1 protein-coding gene (cut by a window edge) is annotated in these 21,160 nt (G+C 74.0%); it reads right to left on the minus strand.

What is annotated here, in order from left to right; translation table 11 throughout:
- Positions 1-21,160: the 3' portion of a DUF4347 domain-containing protein gene (locus N4G63_RS26855; protein WP_314600785.1), read on the minus strand. Its footprint extends 19,832 nt past the window's final position; the window shows 21,160 of its 40,992 coding nt (coding positions 19,833-40,992); its start codon lies off the right edge, out of view; its stop codon occupies positions 1-3.

The following is a 21,160-nucleotide window of genomic DNA, read 5'->3' on the forward strand; positions in this document are numbered from 1 at the left end:
TCAGGGGCGCGACCGCCAGTCTATGTGCAGGCGGCGCGGCTGGGCGGGGGTGCCCGGGGTGCCCGCCCCGCCTGGGGCGCCAGCGCTGCCCGGCTGGGCCGGGCCTGCGGCGGCCGCGGCACGGCCCTGCATGGCCTGGCGGTCGAGCAGACCGCGACGCGGCAGGGCGGCCAGCGCCGCGGCGGCCAGCACCGTGCCCGGGCGGTCGGCGGCTTCGGCGGCGGCGGCAGCCACGCCGGGCGTGGCAGCGGCGGACTGCGCCAGGGCCGCCGCGGTGCCACCCTGGCTGGCGCCAGGGCTGGCGGCAGGGCTGTCGGCGGGGCTGGCGGCTGGCATGGCGCCCGGCGTGGCGTCTGGCGCGGTGACGGGCGCACGGCCCGGCTGCGCCGTGTCGGCCACCGCGTTGCCACGGCCGCGTGCCGGCAGCGGTGCCACAGCCGCGGCGGGCGGTGCGGCGGCGGCATCGCTGGCGGCCGTGTCGCCGCCCTCGGCGTGGCTGCCGGGCTGGTGCAGCGCCGACTGGAACAGCCGGCGGAAGGCCGCCACATCGAGCAGGCGCGCCGCGCTGGTGGCCAGTGTGGCCAGTGTGGGCGGCAGGGCCTCGGCCGGGTCGGTGGCACCGTGGGCACCGGCGGCCTGCGCCTCGGCCTGGCGCGCGGCAAAGGCGCCGAACAGGGTTTCGGTGGCCAGGTCGTGGGTGTCGGCCTGCACCTGCTCGGCCAGGCCGTCGCGCAGCATCACCGCGGCATTGCCGCCCAGCAGCACATCCTCGGACAGGCTGCCGACCATCAGGTCGCGGCCCTGGCCGCCCACCACGATGTCGTTGCCGGCGCCGCCGTCGAGCTGGTCGTTGCCGCCTTCGGTGACATCGATCGACAACACGCGCAGGCGGCCCTCGGCCGGGTTCAGCGTGATCACCGCGCCATCGCCCACCAGCGCGTCCTGGCCGGCGCCGCCATCGATGCGGTCGTCGCCGGCGCCGGCGATGGCCAGGTCGTCATGGGCGCCGAGCTGCAGATCGTCGTTGCCACCCAGCCGCGGGTCGCCGCTGCGCAGCGTCAGCACTGCGCCACTGACGGCGTCGAAGACCACGCTGCCGCCGTCGCCCAGCACCGCGTCGCGGCCGCTGCCGGTCTGCACCCGGTCGCTGCCCACGCCGGCCAGCACGGTGTTGTCGCCGTCGCCCAGGGCGATCTGATCGTCGCCGCCGCTGCCGGCCTGGCTGTCGGTGGTCTGCGCCAGCACGGCGCGGCCGTTGATGTAATCGACCTGCCCGTTGTCGCCCAGCACCAGGCTGCCACCGTGGCCGGTGGCCACGCGGTCATGGCCCAGGCCGGCCAGCACGATCTGGCGGCCGTGGCCGGCCTGCAGCTGGTCATCACCGCCGGCCTCGGCCAGGGCGGCGGCGTCCAGGCCCCCGGGCAGGCTGCTGCGCAGCTGCACCCAGGCCTGGCCTGCGGCGTCGCGCTGCAGCACGCCGCCATCGCCCAGCAGCACGTTGTCGCCATTGCCGGCGCGCACCGTGTCGCCACCGGCGCCGCCCAGCACGATGTTGTCGCCATCGCCCAGCGCGATGCGGTCGGCGGCGGCCTGGCTCAGCGCCGGCGCGTGCGAGGTGTAGCGCGTGGCGCGGCCCTCGGCATTGAACTGGATCTCGCCGGCATCGCCGAACACCACGCGCGTGGCCGCGGCACTGTTGGCCTGGCCACTGCCGGCATCGACACCGGCCGACACCGCGTCCGAGCCCGCGCCGCCCAGCACCCACTTGGCACCGGCGCCGGCCACGATCAGGTCGTCGCCGCCCAGCGCGTCGTCCAGGCTGGCCAGCTGCTGCAGCTGCTGGCCGGCGGCGTCCATCAGCAGCTGGCCGTTGTCGCCCAGCAGCACATCGCTGCCCTGGGCGGTGACGATGCGGTCGGCCCCCAGGCCACCGATCACCAGGTTGTCGCCGTTGCCCAGCGCGATGTCGTCGCCATCGTCGGCCAGCGGGTCACCGCTGCCCGGCAGGCTGCGCGCCTGCACCAGCAGGCCGTCGGCGTTGTATTGCAGCTCGCCGCCATCGCCCAGCACCACGTGGCGGCCGGCCCCGGCGCGCAGGGCGTCGCGGCCACCACCGGCCAGCACGGTCTTGGCGCCGTGGCCCAGCGTGAGCGTGTCGTTGCCCTCGCGGGCAAGGGGCAGCGCGGCGGCGGCCTGCGGCGGCAGCGGGTTCAAGGCCTGGGCCTGGGCCTGGGCCTGGGCTTGGGCATCGGCGGCCTCGGTGCTCACCCGCTCCAGCGCCAGGCCATCGGCGCGAAGCTGCACCTGGCCGGCATCGCCCAGCACCAGGTCGTCGCCGTCGCCGGTGGCGATGCGGTCGTCGCCCTGCCCGCCCAGCACGGTGTGGCGGCCATCGCCGAGACCGATGTCGTCGTTGCCGCCGGGCAGCGCAGCGCTGTCGCGGGTGTCGGCACGCACCAGCCGGCCGGCATCGTTGAACTGCAGGCGGGCATGGTCACCGGCCACCTGCTGGTCGCCGTGGCCGGCACGGATGCGGTCGTCGCCGGTGCCGCCCAGCAGCACCGCGGCGCCGTCGCCCACGGCCAGACTGTCGTTGCCGCCGGTGACCGGGCTGAGGTCGATGGTAATGGCGATCACCAGCACACCGGCGCCGTTGAAGCTGAACGTGGCGTGGTCGCCGGCCGCCAGGTGCGTGCCCGCGCCGGCCAGCAGCGTGTCGGCACCCAAACCACCGATGACGAGGTTGCTGCCGTTGCCCAGCGTGATGCGGTCGTCGCCACCGGCATCGAGCGCCGTGCTGGTCACGCTGGCCAGCACACCCGGCACCGACCAGTCGACCTGGCCGTTGTCGCCCAGCACCACGGTGACAGCGCTGCTGCCGGCGCTGGCATCGGCGCCGCTGATCTGGTCGGCACCCATGCCGCCGATCACCACGGCATCGCCCGCGCCGGTGTCGATGTGGTCGTCGCCGCCCGTGGCGGTGGCCGTGCTGCGCACCTGGCTCAGCGCGGTGTCATTGGCAAACACCCGCACCTGGCCGTTGTCGCCCAGCACGGTGTCGCGGCCGCTGCCGGTGCTGAGGCTGTCGCTGCCGGCACCGCCGATGATCAGCTTGTCACCGTGGGCGGTGGTGATCTGGTCGTTACCGCCCAGCTCGGGCTCGGTGCTGGTGGCCGTGGTCAGGCGCCCCTGGTCGTCGAACAGCAGTTCGCCGTTGTCGCCCAGCAGCTGGCCCTGGCCGCTGCCGGTGCTCACGGCATCGGCGCCCACGCCGGCCAGCACGCTGCTGTGGCCGTCGCCCAGCGCCAGCGTGTCGTCGCCGCCGGTGGCGGCGGTGGTGTCCAGCGTGGCGGCGCGCACCAGCACGCCGGCACCGTTGAACGTGAAGCTGGCGTTGTCGCCCGCCACCTGGTGCGTGCCCGCGCCGGCCAGCAGCGTGTCGGCACCGAAGCCGCCGATGACCAGCTTGTGGCCGTGGGCGGTGGTGATCTGGTCGTCGCCGCCCAGCTCGGGCTCGGCGCTGGTGGCCGTGGTCAGGCGCCCCTGGTCGTCGAACAGCAGTTCGCCGTTGTCGCCCAGCACGGTGTCTTGGCCAGTGGCGGTGGCCACCACATCGGCGGCCACGCCGGCCAGCACGTTGTTGCGGCCGTCGCCCAGCGTGATCGTGTCATTGCCGCCGGTGGCGGCTGTCGTGTCCAGCGTCGCGGCGCGGGTCAGCACACCCGCCGTGTTGAAGGTGAACGTGGCGTTGTCGCCCGCCGCCTGGTGTGTGCCGGCACCAGCTGCGATCGTGTCGGCACCGAAGCCACCGACCACGAGCTTGTCGCCGGCACCCAGCGTGATGCGGTCATCACCACCAGCATCCAGCGCGCTGCTGGCGACGCTGGACAACACACCAGACGCCGACCAGTCGACTTGCCCGTTGTCGCCCAGCACCACGGTGACGGCACTGCTGCTGTTGTCGCCGCCAGTGATCCGGTCGGCGCCTGCGCCACCGATCACCACCGCATCACCCGCGCCGGTGTCGATCTGGTCGTCGCCGCCCGTGGCGGTGGCCGTGCTGCGCACCTGGCTCAGCGCGGTGTCATTGGCAAACACCCGCACCTGGCCGTTGTCGCCCAGCACGGTGTCGCGGCCGCTGCCGGTGCTGAGGCTGTCGCTGCCGGCACCGCCGATGATCAGCTTGTCACCGTGGGCGGTGGTGATCTGGTCGTTACCGCCCAGCTCGGGCTCGGTGCTGGTGGCCGTGGTCAGGCGCCCCTGGTCGTCGAACAGCAGTTCGCCGTTGTCGCCCAGCAGCTGGCCCTGGCCGCTGCCGGTGCTCACGGCATCGGCGCCCACGCCGGCCAGCACGCTGCTGTGGCCGTCGCCCAGCGCCAGCGTGTCGTCGCCGCCGGTGGCGGCGGTGGTGTCCAGCGTGGCGGCGCGCACCAGCACGCCGGCACCGTTGAACGTGAAGCTGGCGTTGTCGCCCGCCACCTGGTGCGTGCCCGCGCCGGCCAGCAGCGTGTCGGCACCGAAGCCGCCGATGACCAGCTTGTGGCCGTGGGCGGTGGTGATCTGGTCGTCGCCGCCCAGCTCGGGCTCGGCGCTGGTGGCCGTGGTCAGGCGCCCCTGGTCGTCGAACAGCAGTTCGCCGTTGTCGCCCAGCACGGTGTCTTGGCCAGTGGCGGTGGCCACCACATCGGCGGCCACGCCGGCCAGCACGTTGTTGCGGCCGTCGCCCAGCGTGATCGTGTCATTGCCGCCGGTGGCGGCTGTCGTGTCCAGCGTCGCGGCGCGGGTCAGCACACCCGCCGTGTTGAAGGTGAACGTGGCGTTGTCGCCCGCCGCCTGGTGTGTGCCGGCACCAGCTGCGATCGTGTCGGCACCGAAGCCACCGACCACGAGCTTGTCGCCGGCACCCAGCGTGATGCGGTCATCACCACCAGCATCCAGCGCGCTGCTGGCGACGCTGGACAACACACCAGACGCCGACCAGTCGACTTGCCCGTTGTCGCCCAGCACCACGGTGACGGCACTGCTGCTGTTGTCGCCGCCAGTGATCCGGTCGGCGCCTGCGCCACCGATCACCACCGCATCACCCGCGCCGGTGTCGATCTGGTCGTCGCCGCCCGTGGCGGTGGCCGTGCTGCGCACCTGGCTCAGCGCGGTGTCATTGGCAAACACCCGCACCTGGCCGTTGTCGCCCAGCACGGTGTCGCGGCCGCTGCCGGTGCTGAGGCTGTCGCTGCCGGCACCGCCGATGATCAGCTTGTCACCGTGGGCGGTGGTGATCTGGTCGTTACCGCCCAGCTCGGGCTCGGTGCTGGTGGCCGTGGTCAGGCGCCCCTGGTCGTCGAACAGCAGTTCGCCGTTGTCGCCCAGCAGTTGGCCCTGGCCGGTGCCGGTGCTCACGGCATCGGCGCCCACGCCGGCCAGCACGCTGCTGTGGCCGTCGCCCAGGGTCAGGGTGTCGTCGCCGCCGGTGGTGGCGGTGGTGTCCAGCGTGGCGGCGCGCACCAGCACGCCGGCACTGTTGAACGTGAAGCTGGCGTTGTCGCCCGCCACCTGGTGCGTGCCGGCGCCGGCCAGCAGCGTGTCGGCACCGAAGCCGCCGATGACCAGCTTGTGGCCGTTGCCCAGCGTGATGCGGTCGTCGCCGCCAGCATCGGGCGCGCTGCTGCGCACGCTGATCCACCGACCGGTGGACGTGCGCTCCACGTCGGCGCTGTCGCCCAGCAGCACATCGTGGCCGTCGCCGGCGACCAGGCCGTCGCCACCGGCGCCGCCAATCAGCAGGTTGTCGCCCTGGCCGGCGGTGATCTGGTCGGCGCCACCATCGGCGGCATCGGTGCTGCGCACGGTGACCCAGCGGCCGCTGGCGTCATGGTCGATCGAACCCTGGTCGCCCAGCAGCAGGTCGTTGCCGCTGCCGGCGCTCAGGCGGTCGGCGCCACGGCCGCCCAGCAGCAGGTTGTGGCCCTGGCCAGCGTCGAGCACGTCGTCGGCGCGGTTCACGCTGGAGGCCAGCGTGGCCACCTGGCTGAGCACGCCGGCCGACTGGCTGACGGCCAGCAGCAAGACGCCGTCGGTGACCGGGGTGAGCAGCTGCCAGCCGTCGGCGGCCTGGCCGCTGGCCGTGGGTGCGCCGGCCAGGCCCGGCAGCCCGGCCAGGGCCTGGGCCAGTGCGGCGGCGTCGGCCGCCAGGTTCAGGGCCACGCTCTGGCCGCCATCGCCCAGGTGGTAGCTGCCGGCCACCGCGGCCACCTGCAGCGTGGCGGCCTGGGCCAGCAGCGTGGCCCGGCCGAGGGGCAACAGCGACAGCCGCTCGGCACCGGCGCCCTGCAACAGCCAGGTGCCGCCGAAATCGGCGCCGCTGTGCACGCTCAGGCCCGCGGCCTGGGCCAGCGGCAGGCGCTGCAGGGCCTGGGCCAGCTCGGTGGCGGTGAGGCCGGCGCGCAGCAGCACGCTGGCCTGGCCATCGCTCAGCGCGAACAGGCCGCTGCCTTGCAGGCTGAGCAGGCCGGCCGAATAGTCGGCGGCCGCGGCCGCCTCGGCGCGCAGCACGCCGGCCACGGTGGCCTGGGCCACGCTGACCTGGAACTGGCCCGCCTCGCCGCTGACCGCCAGGCGCGCGCCGGCCAGGCCGTCCAGCGACTGCAGCGCGGCCAGCACCGCCGCCGCATCGGCCTGCGCGGCCACCAGCACCTGCTGGCCGGCATAACTGAGCGTGAACGCGGCGCCATCGGCGACCCGGATCTCGAAGCGGCTGCTGAGCTGCGCGCTGGCGCGCCAATCCAGCTGGCCGGCATCGCCGATCAGCACATCGTCGGCCGCGCCGCCCACCAGGCGGTCCTGGCCGGCGCCGCCGATCAGCACATTGGCGCCGGCGCCGCCGATCAGCGTGTCGTCGCCGCCCTGATCGACCTGCGTGCTGGCCACGCGGCGCAGCGCGGCCATGCCGGGCAGGGCGCCGTCCATCGCCAGCTCGCCCTGGTCGCCCAGCAGCACCAGGTTCACCTGGGCGTCGGAGATGGCCGAGGCGTCGATGCGGTCGTTGCCCAGGCCGCCCTGCACCACCAGCAGCTGCGCGCCGGCACCGCCCAGCACATCGCCCACGGTGACCGTGTCGTCGCCGTGATTGGCATGCAGCGTGGTGACATCGCCGTGGCGCAGGCTGTCGATGCGGATGACATCGTTGCCGCGGCCGGCCCACAGCGTGATGCCGCGCTGGTAGTCGCCACCGGTGGCGCTGTAGTGCAGCACCGCCGGCGCCAGGCCGCTGATGCGCGAGGCGGTGACGGTGACCGTGCTGTCGGCCGCGGTGCTGGCGCGGTCGTTCACCACCAGGCGGTTGTGGCCGCTGCCGGCGTCCAGCGTCAGCGTGCCGGTCAGGGCGTCCAGCGTGGCGTTGGCCGGCTCGCCTGCGGCCGGCTGCAGCACCGAGCCCAGCACATCGCCGATGCGGCCGGTCAGGCGCGTGGCGTCGTGGCCCAGGCTGATCAGGTCGTCGCCCGCACCGGTGTCGATGCGCGTGCTGGCCCGCGTGCCCAGCACGTCCACGGTGTCGGCGCCGCTGCCCAGCGTGATGGCCAGCTGGGCGATGTCGCGGTAGTCGATGCCGGCCTGGTGCGTGGACAGGCCCAGCGTGCCGGCAAGCGCCGTGGCGTCGATGGCCTGGATGCCGGCACTGGCCTGCGCGCCCTGGAAGGTGACGATGATCTGATCGCCCAGGCGCAGCACCGCCACGTTGCGGGTGTGCGGCAGGTCGGGGTTGCCGTTGGCCGGGTCGAGCAGGGGCTGCAGGCGCGCCAGGATGGTCTCGGCGCTGGCATCGGCGGCGATGGCATCGGTCCAGCGGCCCAGCAGCTTCAAGCGGAAGCTGCCGCTGGCGCCGGCCGAGAGCTGCAGCGTCTGCAGCGTGTTGGGATGGCTGGCCACGGCCGCGCCGCTGCGCAGCGCGTCGACCCGCACGCCGGCGCTGGCGCTTGAATCGAGGGCCGGCGCCAGGGTGTTGGTGTCGCCGGCGGCCTGGGCCCAGCTGAGCGTGGGGCCGGCCTGGCCGGTCAGCGCGCCGGCCAGGTCGACCACAAAGCTGCCGGCGCCGCCGCTCACGCGCACCGCGCCGTCCAGGCCCAGCGCCAGGTTCAGCGCGCGTGCCAGCGCCGCGGCGTCGATGTCATGGGCCAGCGCGCCGGTGGTGGCATCGACATGCCGGCCCTGGCCATCGACCACGATGTCGCCCTGCAGGCGCAGCTGGAACTGGCCGCTGGCCGCGCGCACCTGCAGCTGCCATTGCGCGGTGGCCGCGCCCATGGCCAGGCCGCTGATCGAATCGGGCGCCAGCACCAGGGCCGCGCCCTCGCTGCGCGCGCTGTCGTCGAGCGACAGGCTGTTGCTGCCGGCCCCGCCGGCCACGCTGAGCAGGCCGCCCAGCGCGTCGGCCCGGCCCTGGGCGCTGGTGACGCTGACCGTGTCGTCGCCGTCGGCCAGGTCGAGCACGGTGTGGCCGCCCACGGTGCTGACGGTGATCTGGTCATGGCCGGCGCCGGCGCGGATCACCGTGCTGCCGGCATGGGTGGACTGCACCTCGAGCCGATCACTGCCCTGGCCCAGCTTGATCTGCAGCGACTCGAGGTTGCGGTAGCCGATGCCACCGGCCACCACGCGACCGGCGATCACCGTGTCGGGGCCCATGCCCAGGCCGCTGAGGCGGTCGGCAGTGAGCACGCCCACATCGTCGACCGGGCTCAGTTCGTTGTGCACCGTCAGCGTATCAACCTGCTCGGCCTCGCGCACGCCCAGGTTGGGGTTCACGGCCTGGAAGAAGTAGTCGCTGCCGGCGGCCGGCGCGCTGCCGGCCCAGGCCTGGTTGAAGACCACGGTGTCATACACCACCGCGGCATGCACGCCGGCCGCGGCCTCCACCCGGCTGGCCAGCGCGCGCAGCATGTCCATGGCCGAGAAGCCGGCCACGGCGGCCTCGGTGTAGGTGCTGGCGCCCAGGCTCAGCTGGTAGGCGCCGTCGGCCAGCACGGTCACGGCCAGGATGCTGGCCACCGCGCCGTCGCTGCGCGCCTTCACCGCGATGCGACTGCCCAGCAGTGCGGTGGCGTCCAGCAGCGTGCCGGCCTGGCGCGTGAGCGGGTCCACCACGCCGAAGCGGTAGCCGCCGGTGTCGATGCGCGGATCGAAGCCCGGCATCTCGCCGCGCAGCGCATCGGTGTAGCTGGCCGCCAGATCGGTCAGCGTGGCCTGGCCGGCCAGGCTGGCGGCGCTGGTGAGCCGGCCGTCGCGCTGCGGGTTGTTGTTCTCGCCGGGCAGCATCAACGGATCGCGCAGGTAGCGGTCGATGCTCAGGCGCACGCCGCCGTCGATGAGGATCGGCCCGCGCAGCGCGTTCACGCGCTGCTGGTCCAGCGTGGCGATCAGCTTCAGGTCGCTGCCGTCGCGCACCGCGTCGTCGATGCCGAACACATCCACCTGCTGCGCCTGCTGCCAGTTGCTGGCGGCAAAGCGCAGCTGCGCGGTGACGGTGGCACCGCCCTGGCTGATGGCCTGGCCCGGCGCGCCGGCCCCGTGCAGCGCCAGCGTGGCCGCCACCGCGTGGCCATCGGCCCGGGTGATGCTGAGCACCCGGCCCACCACGCTGACCGCATAGGCCTGGCCGCTGGCGCTGCTGCTGGCCTGCAGCGCGCTGGCCAGGGCCTGGGCGATGGCGGCCAGGTCGTCGCCATAACGCACGGTGTGGCTCAGGCTCAGGGCCGCGCCGGCCTGGCCCGGCGCATCGAGCGCCAGCACCCAGCGCTCGCCCACCGCCGGCTGGCCGCCCAGCTCGATGGCGGTGACGGCATCCACCCGCGCCAGGCCACTGGCGCCGGCCGTGGCCGACAGGCTGAACACCTGGCCATCGGCGCGCGTGATGCTGAGCTCGCGGTTGCGGCTGCTGGCCGTGAAACCGGCCTGCGCGATCTGCGCCTGCAGCGCCGCGCTCACGCTGGCCAGGGTGTCGCCGGCCAGCACCGTGTACTGCACCAGCCGGCCGGCCAGCGTGAGGGCCCAGACCTCGCCCGCCACCGCGCTGCCGCTGAGCGTGACGCTGCGCGTGGTGCTCAGCGCCGCGCTGCCGGCGCTGTGCGGCGCCACCTGCAGCGTGGCCACGAAGCGCTGCGGCGCATCGGCGCCGGCGCGGGCATAGGTGTCGATCGTGATCGCCGTGCCATCCAGGCCGGCGCTGAAGTGGCGGTAGCCGCTGTTCTGCGCAAACAGGCTCTGCAGCTGGCCGTTCAGGCGGCTGGCGATGCTGGCCAGCGTGTCGCCGCTGGCGGTGGTGACGCGCGCCACCTCGGCGCCATCGAGGCGCAGCACCCAGTCCTCGCTGGCGGCCACGGTGCCGCCCAGCTGCACCCGCGCCTGCTGCGTGCCCACCTGCACCTGCACGCCGCTGGCCACGCCGTGGTTGGCCGCGGCATCGAAGGCCAGCGCGGCGTTGTAGGTGGGCGTGAGCTGCGGCGCGACATTGACCACCAGGCCGTCGCTGCCGGGGTGGCGGCTCAGGCCCACGGTGTAGAAGTCGTTGACCGGCAGGTAGCTGCCAAAACGCTCGGCCATGCGGTAGCTGAACTGCAGGCTGCTGCCGGCCGCCGGCAGCTGGCCGAGCAGGCGGTCGAGGGTGTAGGTGTTGCTGGCCGCGTCGTAGGCCATCACCTGGCCGCCCTGGCCGGCGGCGCTGCCATCGGCCACGGTGAGGTCCATGCCCACCAGATTGACCGCGTCGCGGTTCACGCCGTGGCGCTGCATCGACACGTTCAGCTGGTAGTTGGTGCCGGCCTGCACGCCCTGCAGGCGGTCGCTGAACACGCTGTTGTCGGCATAGTCGACCAGCGATCCGACCACGATGGTGTAGGTGCCGGCCCGCGTGAAGTCAAGCTGCAGCAGCGGGTCGGCGCTGGACTGGCTGCCGGCATCGGGCAGGCCGTTGACCAGCACCGTGTTGCGCTTGTCGGCCGTGTACAGCGTGGTGCCCGCGCTGGCAAAGGCCGGGTTCGACGACAGCACCGCAAAGCCCTGCGTGCCGCTGATCTGCAGCGTGGGGCTGACCGTGTAGGCAAAGGGCTGCAACCGGGTCACGCCCGGCTGGCCCGGCACCTCGACATAGGCGCTGCTGATGCCATGCACCAGGTCGGCATGGTCGATGTCGAGCACCACGTAGACATGGCCGCCGCCCACGCTGAGCACGGGCTCCTTCAGGCCGGTGAACCACAGCCCGCTGGCCGCGGGGTTGATGCGGATGTCGATGCGCGCGGTGTTGCCGCTGTTGCGGCTGGCCAGCAGCAGGCCGCCGCTGTCGGCCTGGATGCGCTGGGCCAGGGCCTGGGCGATGGCGGCCACGCTCTGGCCCTCGGCCGCCTCGACCGCGTAGCTGCGACCGTGGATCTCGACCGCCCAGCGCTCGCCCAGCGTGGGCGCCTGGCTGGTGTCGAGCAGCAGGCCGATGGCGGTGTAGCGCGCGGCCGTATCGGTGGCCGCCTGGCTGAGGCTGGCGCTGCGCTGCTGCGTGGCGGGCGCCACCGCCAGCTCGGCGCCGTCGGCCAGGGCCAGGCGCAGCTGCGCCGCCTGGCCGGCCACCGCGCCGGCCTGGCCGGGGAAGGCCAGCACCAGGGCGTCGCGCACGGCCTGCGCCGTGGCCTGGCCGCTCACGGTGCGGGTTTGGCCATCCACCTGCAGTGACCACAGGTCGCTGCTGCCGTAGCCGTTGCTGCCGGCGTCCAGCGTCACGGTCTGGGCCCAGTCGATGCGCGCGGTGGCGCTGGTGGCGGCGGCCGTGCCATCGCGGGTGGGCGGGGTGTAGCTGCCGCCCAGGCTGGGCGCGCTGGCCGTGCCCAGCTGCACATCGATCACCCGGGCACCCAGCGCCAGCACCGCGTGGCCGCTGCCGAGCTGCGCATCCAGCGCCGCGGCCAGCGTGCCGGCCAGGCTGCCCAGGGCCAGGCCGCTGCTGCCGGCGCCGCTGACCGTGTGCACGACCGACGGCCCGCCGCTCAGGCCGAGCTGCCACTGCTCGCCGTCCAGGGCCAGCGCGTCGCCGGCGCTCAGCGTGACGGCGGCGGTGGCCAGCGCGCCGGCATGGGCCAGCTGCAGCTGCAGCTCGGCGCCATCGGCCCGCGTGACCAGCAGCGCGTCGCCCTGCAGGCTGGCCTGGGCGCCGCTGCCGTTCAAGGCCAGGTTCAGCGCGGCCAGCAGGCTGGCCAGCGACTGGCCCGCAGCATGGCTCACCTGGGCCTGCGTGCCGCCGGCGCCCGACACGCGCACCTGCCAGGTCTGCGACAGGTCGCTGGGCAGGCTCAGCCAGCGGGCGCTGCCGGCATGGCCGCCAGCGCTCAGCGCGGTGGCCTGCAACTGGTAGCTGGCGGCGGCGCCGTGCACGAACACCGCCTCGCCCACCGCCGTGGCCTGGTAGCCGGTGAGCGTGGCCAGGCGGCCGGCCAGGCTGCTGGCGATGCTGGCCAGCGTGTCGGCCGCGCTGGCGGCATGGCTCACGGTGTGCAGCGTGCCGCCCACGTCCAGCGTGAGCTGCCAGCGCTTGCCCTCGGCCAGGCTGCCGGCCAGCACCAGGCCATGGCCGACCGGGTTGCTGACGGCCTGGTTGAGCGACACCCCGGCCTGGGTCTGGCTGAGCGTGGCGCTGAAGGCGCCGGCCGGCGCGCCGGCGCTGCCATCGGTGGTGTCGATGCTGAGCTGCGCGCCGCTGACGCTGATCTGGTGATCGGGCAGCAGGTCGGTGCCGGCCGGCGTGCCGTCACCGGCGGCGTTGCGCAGCTGCGCGGCCACATAGGCGGCGGCGCTGCCACCGCCCAGGTTCTCGGTGCCCAGCCAGTCGTAGCTGAGGCTCACGCCGCCAACCACCAGGCTCCAGCGGCTGCCCACGCTGGGCGCGCTGGCGGCCTCGACCGTCAGGCTGGCGCGCTGCTGGTCGGCCGCCCCCGCGCTGCTGGCGGCGCTGCGCACCAGCGCCACCTGGGCGCTGAAGGCGCTGGCGCCCGACAGGCGCAGCGCACCATCGCCGGTGGCGGCCGTGACCGTGACGCCGGCCGTGGCCCAGGCCGCGGCCAGGCCCCGGGCCACCTCGTCCAGGCTCTGGCCGCCGGTCACGGTGTGCTCGGCATGGCCCAGCTGGCTGCCGCCCTGGCTCACCGTGAGGCGCCAGACCTGCTGGTCCACCGGCGTGCCGGCCAGCACCACGCGTTGCAGCGCCGGGGCGCCCACGCCGCTGTCGTCCAGCAGCTGGAAGCCGGTGGCGGCCTGCAGCACCAGGGCATCACCGGCCACGCCCACGCTGTAGCCGGCGCCCAGGCTGGCGGCCAGCTGGCCGCGCAACTGGCCGGCGATGAAGTTCTGCGCGCTCTGGCCGCCGGCCAGGCTCTCGCTGCCCAGCCAGGTGTAGCTGGCCTGCACGGTGCTGCCGCTGGCCGGCACCACGCGCACGGCCGTCACGCTGCCGGCCAGCGGCGTGCCGGCGGCCAGCAGCAGATCGTGCTGCACCGGCTGGCTGCCGCTGCCCGCGGCCGGCACCTGCAGCGCGAAGTGCCCGTGCGCAGCATGCCGCACCACCACGCTGCCATCGACCGCCAGCACGGTGTAGCCGCTCACGCCCGCCAGCTGGGTGGCCAGGGCGCTGGCAATGTCGGCCAGGGTCTCGCTGCCGCTGCCCACCACGTGCACGGCCTGGCGCAGCAGGATGCCGCTGCCGCTGGTGTCGACCAGGTCCAGCGCCCAGGCCTGGCCGGCCGCCACCGTGCCGCTGAGCGCGCGCACGGCCGTGCCGGCCGGCTCGCTCAGCGCCAGCAGCAGGCTGCTTGCACTGCCCACGGCCACCACCTGTGCGCCTTCGGCCGCGGCCACCGCGCCGGCGCTGGCAAAGCCGGTGGCCAGGTTCAGCTGCGATGCCAGGCCACGGGCCACATCGGCCAGGCTGGCATCGCCGGCGGCCACGGTGTAGCTGGCGTCGCGCCAGGTGCCGTCCAGCTGCGCGCTGATGCGCCACACGTCGCCGGCCAGCACACGCCCCTGCAGCGTGGCGGCGCTGCTCACCAGGCCCGTGCTGCCGGCCGTGACGCTGCCGGCCGTGGCCGCCGCCCCCGCCGCCACCGTGCTGGCCAGCGTGAAGGCCTGTGCGCGCTGGTCGGCCGCGCTGCTGCCCAGCACGCGCAGGCGCAGGGCCAGCGGCTGGCCGGCATCCACCTCGGCCACCACCAGGCGGCTGGCGCTTTGCGCATTGACCAGGCTGGCCAGCGCCGACACCACATCGGCCAGGCTGTCGGTGCGCAGCGCGCGGTGGGTGTAGGCCTGGCCGTTGACCGTGACCGTGAAGTCTTCGCCGCGGTGCGGTGTGCCACCGAACTGCAGCGTGGCCGCGCTCCAGCGTGCCAGGCTGCCGGCGGCGGCCGGCACGCCGCTGAGGGCCAGGCTGCCGTCGCGGTTGCTGCCGCTGCGCTCGAAGCCGACGCTGAAGGCCGTGGCATGGCTCACGGCGATGCTGCTGCCGGTGGCCGTGGCCACATAACCCGCGCCCAGCTCGCCGATGCGCGTCGCCAGCGCGCTGGCGATGTCGGCCAGGCTCTCGCCGCCGTGGGTGGTGATGCGGGCCACCTGCGCACCCAGGTTCAGCGCCCAGACCTCGCCGGCCTGCACCGCCTGGCTGCGCGACAGGCCCAGCGTGACCTGCTGGAAGCTCACCGTGCCGCTGGCGGCCGAGACCACGCCCGACTTGAGCACCGTGGACGCCACCACCACCGGCTGCTGCAGGCTGAACCAGAAGCCGTTGGCGTCTTCGATCAGCAGCTCGCCGGCGGCCAGCGTGCTGCCGGCCAGGGCATTGGCGGCCACGCGGTAGCTGAAGGCCAGGCCGGGCTGCGCCGCATCCACCGCGGCCTTCAGCCCGGCGGCCACGTCGGCCAGGGCGCTGTCGCCGGCCTGCACGGTGTAGCGGTACTCGCGGCCGCCGATGGTCAGCAGCCACAGGTCGCCGGCGGCGACGCGGCCGCTCAGCGCCAGACGGGCGCTGGTGTAGTAGTCGCGCGGGGTTTCGGCGGTGGTGGCGGTGGTGCCGCTCAGGCCCGGGCGGTTGAGCATGCCGGGCGCAACGGTGATGGTGTAGGTGTCGTGCCGGCCGTCGCCGGTGCCCTTGACCAGGGTGTAGGGCGTGCGCGCATCGAGCGTGGGCATGGCGCCGGTCTCGGCCCCCGCATTGCCGACCTCGGGGTTGTCGAAGGTGAACCACTGCGCCGCGTTGTCCAGGCTCTGGCCGGCACCAGCCGGCACGCTGACGGGCGCGGTATCAACCCACGACTGCGCGTTTTCGGGCGTGGCCGAGGCGGCAAACAGGAAGCGGCTGGCCTCGCGCTGCTGCAGCGAGACCTGCAGCGTGTAGTCGGCGCCCTGCGGCACGCCGTAGGAGCCGCGGTTCAGCCAGGGCAGCATGTTGCGCACGGCCACCGTGTAGGTGCCGGCGCTGGTGATGCCGTACTGCAGGTAGTCGTCGTACCAGGTGCTGCTGCCGCTGCCGCCCTGCGCCGGGCTGGCGCGGCCCTGGCCGGTGGCCAGCGCCACGCCCTGGTCGTCGAGCAGCAGCAGCTGCGAGCGCCACAGCACGCTGTCGCCGCGCGCATAGCCGTGGTCGATGTCGAAGGTGGCGGTGACGCGGCCGCCGCCGGCGCTGAGCATGGCGGCGGTGACGGTGAAGCGGTAGTAGTCGATCTCGTCGCTGCCGCTGCCACGCACGCTCAGGTGCGGCGTGACATTGGGGTGGGCCACGGCATCGGCGTCGAAGAAGGCCGGGTCGTGGGCCACCGACCACTGCGCGAAGTCGAGCGTCTGCGCATCGAGGCGGCTGTGGTTGCTGCCATTGGCCACCAGCACCGGCGCGCCGAACTGGCCGCTGAGCTGGGTCACGGCGCCCGCCGTGGCCGCACTGCCGCCCAGCGCGCTGCCCAGCTGGGCGGCCAGGTCGCTGGCCAGGCTCAGCAGGCTGGCGCCGGCCGTGGTGCTGACGCTGCGCGTGAGCGTGCCGGCGCTGGTGGTGACCGTGATCGTCCAGGTCTCGCCGGCCGCCACGCTGCCGCTGAAGGCCACCGCCACCGCGCGTGTGTTCAGGCCGGTGACCGTGGTGCGGCCACGCGGCAGGGTGTCGGCATCGCTGCTGGCGCGCAGCGTGACGCTGCTGATGTCGGCCGCGGCAAACAGGCGCAGCAGCGCGCCGTCGGCGGCCTGGCCCAGCACGCTGCCATGGCCCAGCACCGCGCCATCGGTGGGCTCGATCACGTCGGTCGAGCCGCCGGGCTGGGTGATGATGACCTGCTGCACATCGTTGTCGTACAGCGTGGCGTCGAGCGCGGCCACCTGCAGGCCGGCGGCCAGGCGGTCGTTGGTGGCGCCCAGGGTCAGGCCATGGGTCTGGCCGTCGAGGGTCAGCGCAAAGCGCTGGCCAGCGGCCAGTGCGGCGCCCAGACGCAGCACCAGCGGGGCCTGGGCGCTGGCGCGGCTGTCGAGCGTGATGCCGTCCAGCGCCAGGGCGCCAAAGCCGCGGCTGTCGCCGGCCTGGCGCGCGATGCTCAGCTGGCCCGGCGTGCTGTCGTCGACCGTGAAGTTGCCGGCCAGGTCGGCCAGGATCTGGGCCCGCAGGTTGGCCAGCACATCGGCCGCGCTGGTGGCCATGAAGGCGGCCTGCGTGGCCGCGCTCACTGCATGGGTGATGCGGGCGTAGTGCTGGCCTTCGATCAGGCTGTCGTCCAGCGCCATCAGGCTCACCGCCTGCGGCACGAACCAGTTGCCGGCATCGAACTGCAGCGGCGCGCCGCTGATCGCCAGCTGCTGCTCGCCCAGCTGCAGCGCGCTCACCTGCACCGGGCCGCTGGGCGCGCGGGTGAGCACCACGCTGTAGCCGGCGGCCGCGCCGCCTTCCACCGCCACCAGGCCGTCGGCCGGGCCGGCCACCAGCACCGCCGGCGCGTCGTCGTCCACCAGCTGCACGGCCACGCCGGTGACGGTGACGCCGTCGTAGGCGCCGCCATCGTCGGCCGCCGCACCCTGGCGCACCTGGTGCTGGATGGTCAGCGTGCGCAGGCCCTCGGCCAGCGTGTCCTGCGGCGCGCTGACGCTCACGCGCTGCGGCGTGAACCAGTTGCTGCGGTCGAACACCAGGGTCACGCCCTGGAGGTTGGGCGCGCTCAGGCGGGGCGGGATGCCGGTGTCGGGGATGTCGGTGCTGAGCGCCAGGCCCTGGCCGCCGGCACGGCGCTCGGCCTCGCGCACGGTGGGCGGCACGGCGGTGACGTAGACCGTGTCTTCCGGCGGGCGGGTCAGCACCACGGTGTAGCTGGCCAGCACCAGGCCGGTGTAGGCGTGGCTGCTGTCCTCGAACACCCGCAGCAGCTGCGCCACCGGGCTGATCATCACGCCGGCGGTGTCGCCGTCGTGCACGTTCACCGAGACATCGGGCACGGCCAGGTTCGGCGCGGTCATCTCCACCAGGCCGCTCTGGCCGCGGCCGTCGTTGGCCACCACGGCCACGTTGGCGCCATCGGCGCTGCCGCCCACATCGAAGCTGTCGCTGCCCAGGCCGCCCAGCAGCGTGAGCTGCACGTCGGCGCTGGTGCTGCCGATGGTGAAGCGGTCGTTGCCCTCGAGCGCGTCGACCACCACCTTCTCCACCCCGGCGTAGCTGGCAAACACGCCGGCGCCGTAGACACCGCGGTGGGTGACCACGAAGTCGTCGCCGAACTCGGTGCCCAGCACGGTGATCTGGTCGAAGCCGTCGCCGCCTTCCACGGTGACCGGGGCGTTCACCGTGTAGCGCACGGTGTCGGCGCCCAGGCCGCCGTTGATGTGGGTGAACTTGGCGTTGGGGTCGTTGGGGTCCACGCGCACGAAGGCGCGCACCAGGAAGGTGTCGTCGTCCTCGTCGCCGCTCAGGTTGAGCGTGTTGCGGCTGTGATAGACGACGAAGCTGTCGTCGCCGGTGCCGCCGCGCAGCGTGCTGGCCACGCTGATGCCGTTGCTGAGGTAGCCCTGGGTGGTGAGCTCGGTCTCGATGCGGTCGGCCGGCGCCAGGCCGGCGTCGGCATCGCGGGCCGACTGGAACAGCTGGCCGACCTGGAAGCTGTCGTTGCCGGCGCCGCCGTCGATGGTGGTGACCAGGCTGTTGTCGTCGAGCACGAAGCTGTCGTCGCCATCGCGGCCGAACAGGCTGAGGCCGCCGCGCAGGCTGGCCGCGTAGTTCAGGCGCTCGGTCACGCTGCGGCCATCGGCGCCCACCGCCATCACCGCGGTCTTGCGCAGGAACAGCGTGTCGGCGCGGTCGGTGCCGTAGACCTTGAGCGCATCAACGCCGGGGTCGCTGGGGTCGGCGGCATCGTTGACATCGATCACCGAGCTGCCGCTGCCGGCCAGGGCCACGCGGTACTCGTCGCTGCCGGCCTGGCCCTGCAGCGTGAGCAGCGCGCCGATGCCGTTGCGGTGGGTCTGGCTGAGGCCGTCGGCCTTGAAGCCGATGTTGAACTGGTCGTTGCCGGCGCCGCCCCGCAGCGTGGTGAGGCCGGCCAGCGTGTCGACGCTGATCATGTCGTCGCCAGCGCCGGCGTCGACCACGGTGACGCCGGCATGCGTGCTGGCGATGAACAGCGCATCGGGCCGGCCGGCGTTGTCGCCCAGCAGCAGGTGCAGGGTTTCGAACTGGCCGTAGGCGATGCCGCCGCCCGGCGCCATGCCCAGGCCGCTGACCAGCGTGGCCGCCAGTGCGCTGGTGCGCCCGGCCGCCAGCGCGCTGGCGTTGGCGCGGTCGTCCAGCGTGAGGCTGTCCTGGCCGCTGCCGCCGCTCAGCGTGACGCGGCTGCGCACCTCGGCCAGCTGGCTGGCCTGGCCGACGCTGAAGCTGTCGTCGCCCTGGCGGCTGCTGATGTGCACCGGCGTGCCGGCCGCGGTGGAGGCCACCTGCACCGTGTTGCTGCCCTGGCCCAGGCCGATGTTCAGCTGCTCGAGGCCGGCGTACTCGATGGCCAGCGCGCTGAGCCCGGCCACCGTGCGGTCGGTGACGGTGACGCGCTGGGCCACGCGGTCGCCGGCGGCATCCAGGCTCAGGCTGTCGCCGCTGCCGCTGCCGCCGTCCACCTGCAGCAGCGCGGTGATGCCGCTCACCGTGCCCTGGTCGTCGGTGAAGGGCAGGCTGGCCGTGCCCACGTGCACCGTGTCGCTGCCGTCGCCGGTGTCCACGCGGGTGCGGCTGGCGATGGTTTCCACCGTCACCGTGTCGCTGCCGCCGCCGCTGAACAGATCGACGGCGGTGGCCGCCAGCGTGCTGCGCACCGTCAGCACATCGGCCTGCTCGCCGGTGCGCACGGTCAGCTGCTCGAGCCCGGCGTAGGCGATGCGGCCCTGGGCCAGGCCGTCCAGCGCGGTGGCGCTGAGGCTCAGCGTGGCGGCGCCGTTGAGGGTGTTGACCACCAGCGTGTCGGTGCCACCATCGGCCACCGTGCGCTGCAGCTGGAAGGGCCGCGTGCCCACGGCCAGCTGCTGGCGGTAGACGCTCAGCGTGGCCGGCGTGTTGCTGCTGGTGACATAGCCGGCCGTGCCCGGCGCGGCCGCCTGGTTGACCACGCGCGCCACCGGCGTGGCATGGCGCGCCAGCACCTCGAGGCCGTTGCTGTCGTAGTAGACCAGTGGCGCAGCGTTGCTGCTGGTGGCCGCATACAGGCGGTTGGCGCCGGGCGTGGTGCTGGCCTGGCCCAGCTCGTTGAGGTAGATCGGCAGCAGCGCGGTACCGCTGGGCGCCACGCGCGTGACCACCACCGAGGCATTGGCCAGGTTGGTGGTCTCGAAGCCGTTGGCATCGCGGTACAGCGTGCCGCTGCCGGCCGCGATGGCCTCGCGGTGGCCGCTGGCCACCAGCGTGCGCACGCCCTCGTCGTCGAGGTACACCGGCTCGTCGGCATGGACGATGGCCTGGCGCAGGCCGCTGCCGGTTTGCGCCACGCCGCTGGCGGTGATGAACAGCGGGTTGCCCGCGCCATCGGTGCGCTGGAAGCCCAGGCGGCCGGTCTGGCGCAGCGGATCGGCCGAGGCCACGGTGCTCGGGTTGCCGTTGGCATCGAGGTACAGGCTCACCAGCGTGGGCCGCTGCAGGCTGGCCAGCTGGCGCGCACCGGCCGTGGCCGTGGTGCGCAGCGCGCCCGTGGTATCGACAAACAGGCCGGTGCTGCGCGGCAGGCCGGTGCCGCGCAGATCGGCCAGGCTCAGCACCGCCGGGCGCAGGCCGGCAAAGGCGTCGTCGCTGACCACCCACTCACCGGCCAGGTTGCGGTGCTTGTACAGCGGCGTGCCGGCGCGGTAGCCCTTGTGCGTGTCGAGAAAGCTCTGGTAGGCCACCGCCGTGCCGGCATCGCCCACGCGGAACACCTCGCCGGTGATGCGCTCGGTGTTCAGCTCGAGCTGGCCCACACTGTTGACGCGCAGGTACAGCGGCACGGCCTGCGGGTGGTTGAAATCGACCACCACGGTGTAGTTGAGGCCGATGGCCGTGCTGCTGATCACGTTGCCGGGGTAGCGGTAGTAGCCCCACAGCTGCACGCCGCTGAGCTGCACGCCGGTGGCGGCCAGCGGCTGGGCCACGGCGCGGTTGCCGTTGCCGTCGATGTAGAGCGCCTGGGTCTGGCCGGCCACCGGTGCCAGCGCGGCCACCTGGGTGAGCAGCGCGCCTTCGGCCCAGTTGCTGAGCTCGCCGCTGCTGTTGCGGTACAGCGGCATCGGCAGGGCCTGGCCCTGCACCACGGCCACCGCCTGCTGGCCGGTGTCGCGGGTGGTGAAGCGGCCCTGGCTGTCCAGGAACAGCGGCGTGCCGCCGGCCTGGTCGATCACATACAGCGGCTTGCCGGTGTTGCTGGTGACGCGCTGGCCCAGCGCGTCTTCGTACAGCGCGCGGCCGGCGGCGTCGGTCATGGCGCGGCCGCGCAGCTGGAAGCCGGTTTCCTGGTAGCCGGTGGCCGGCTCGCCGCGGCGCTGGATCACGTCTTCGGCGGGCAGGCCGCTGACCGGATCGAGCGCCACGCTGTAGACATCGAGGTAGCGGTTGACGCGGGCGCTGTCGCCGATCTGCTCGCGCAGCGCGGCGGCAATGCTCTGCAGCGTG

This window comes from Aquabacterium sp. OR-4 (genome assembly GCF_025290835.2).
Classification (GTDB): Bacteria; Pseudomonadota; Gammaproteobacteria; order Burkholderiales; family Burkholderiaceae_C; genus Pseudaquabacterium.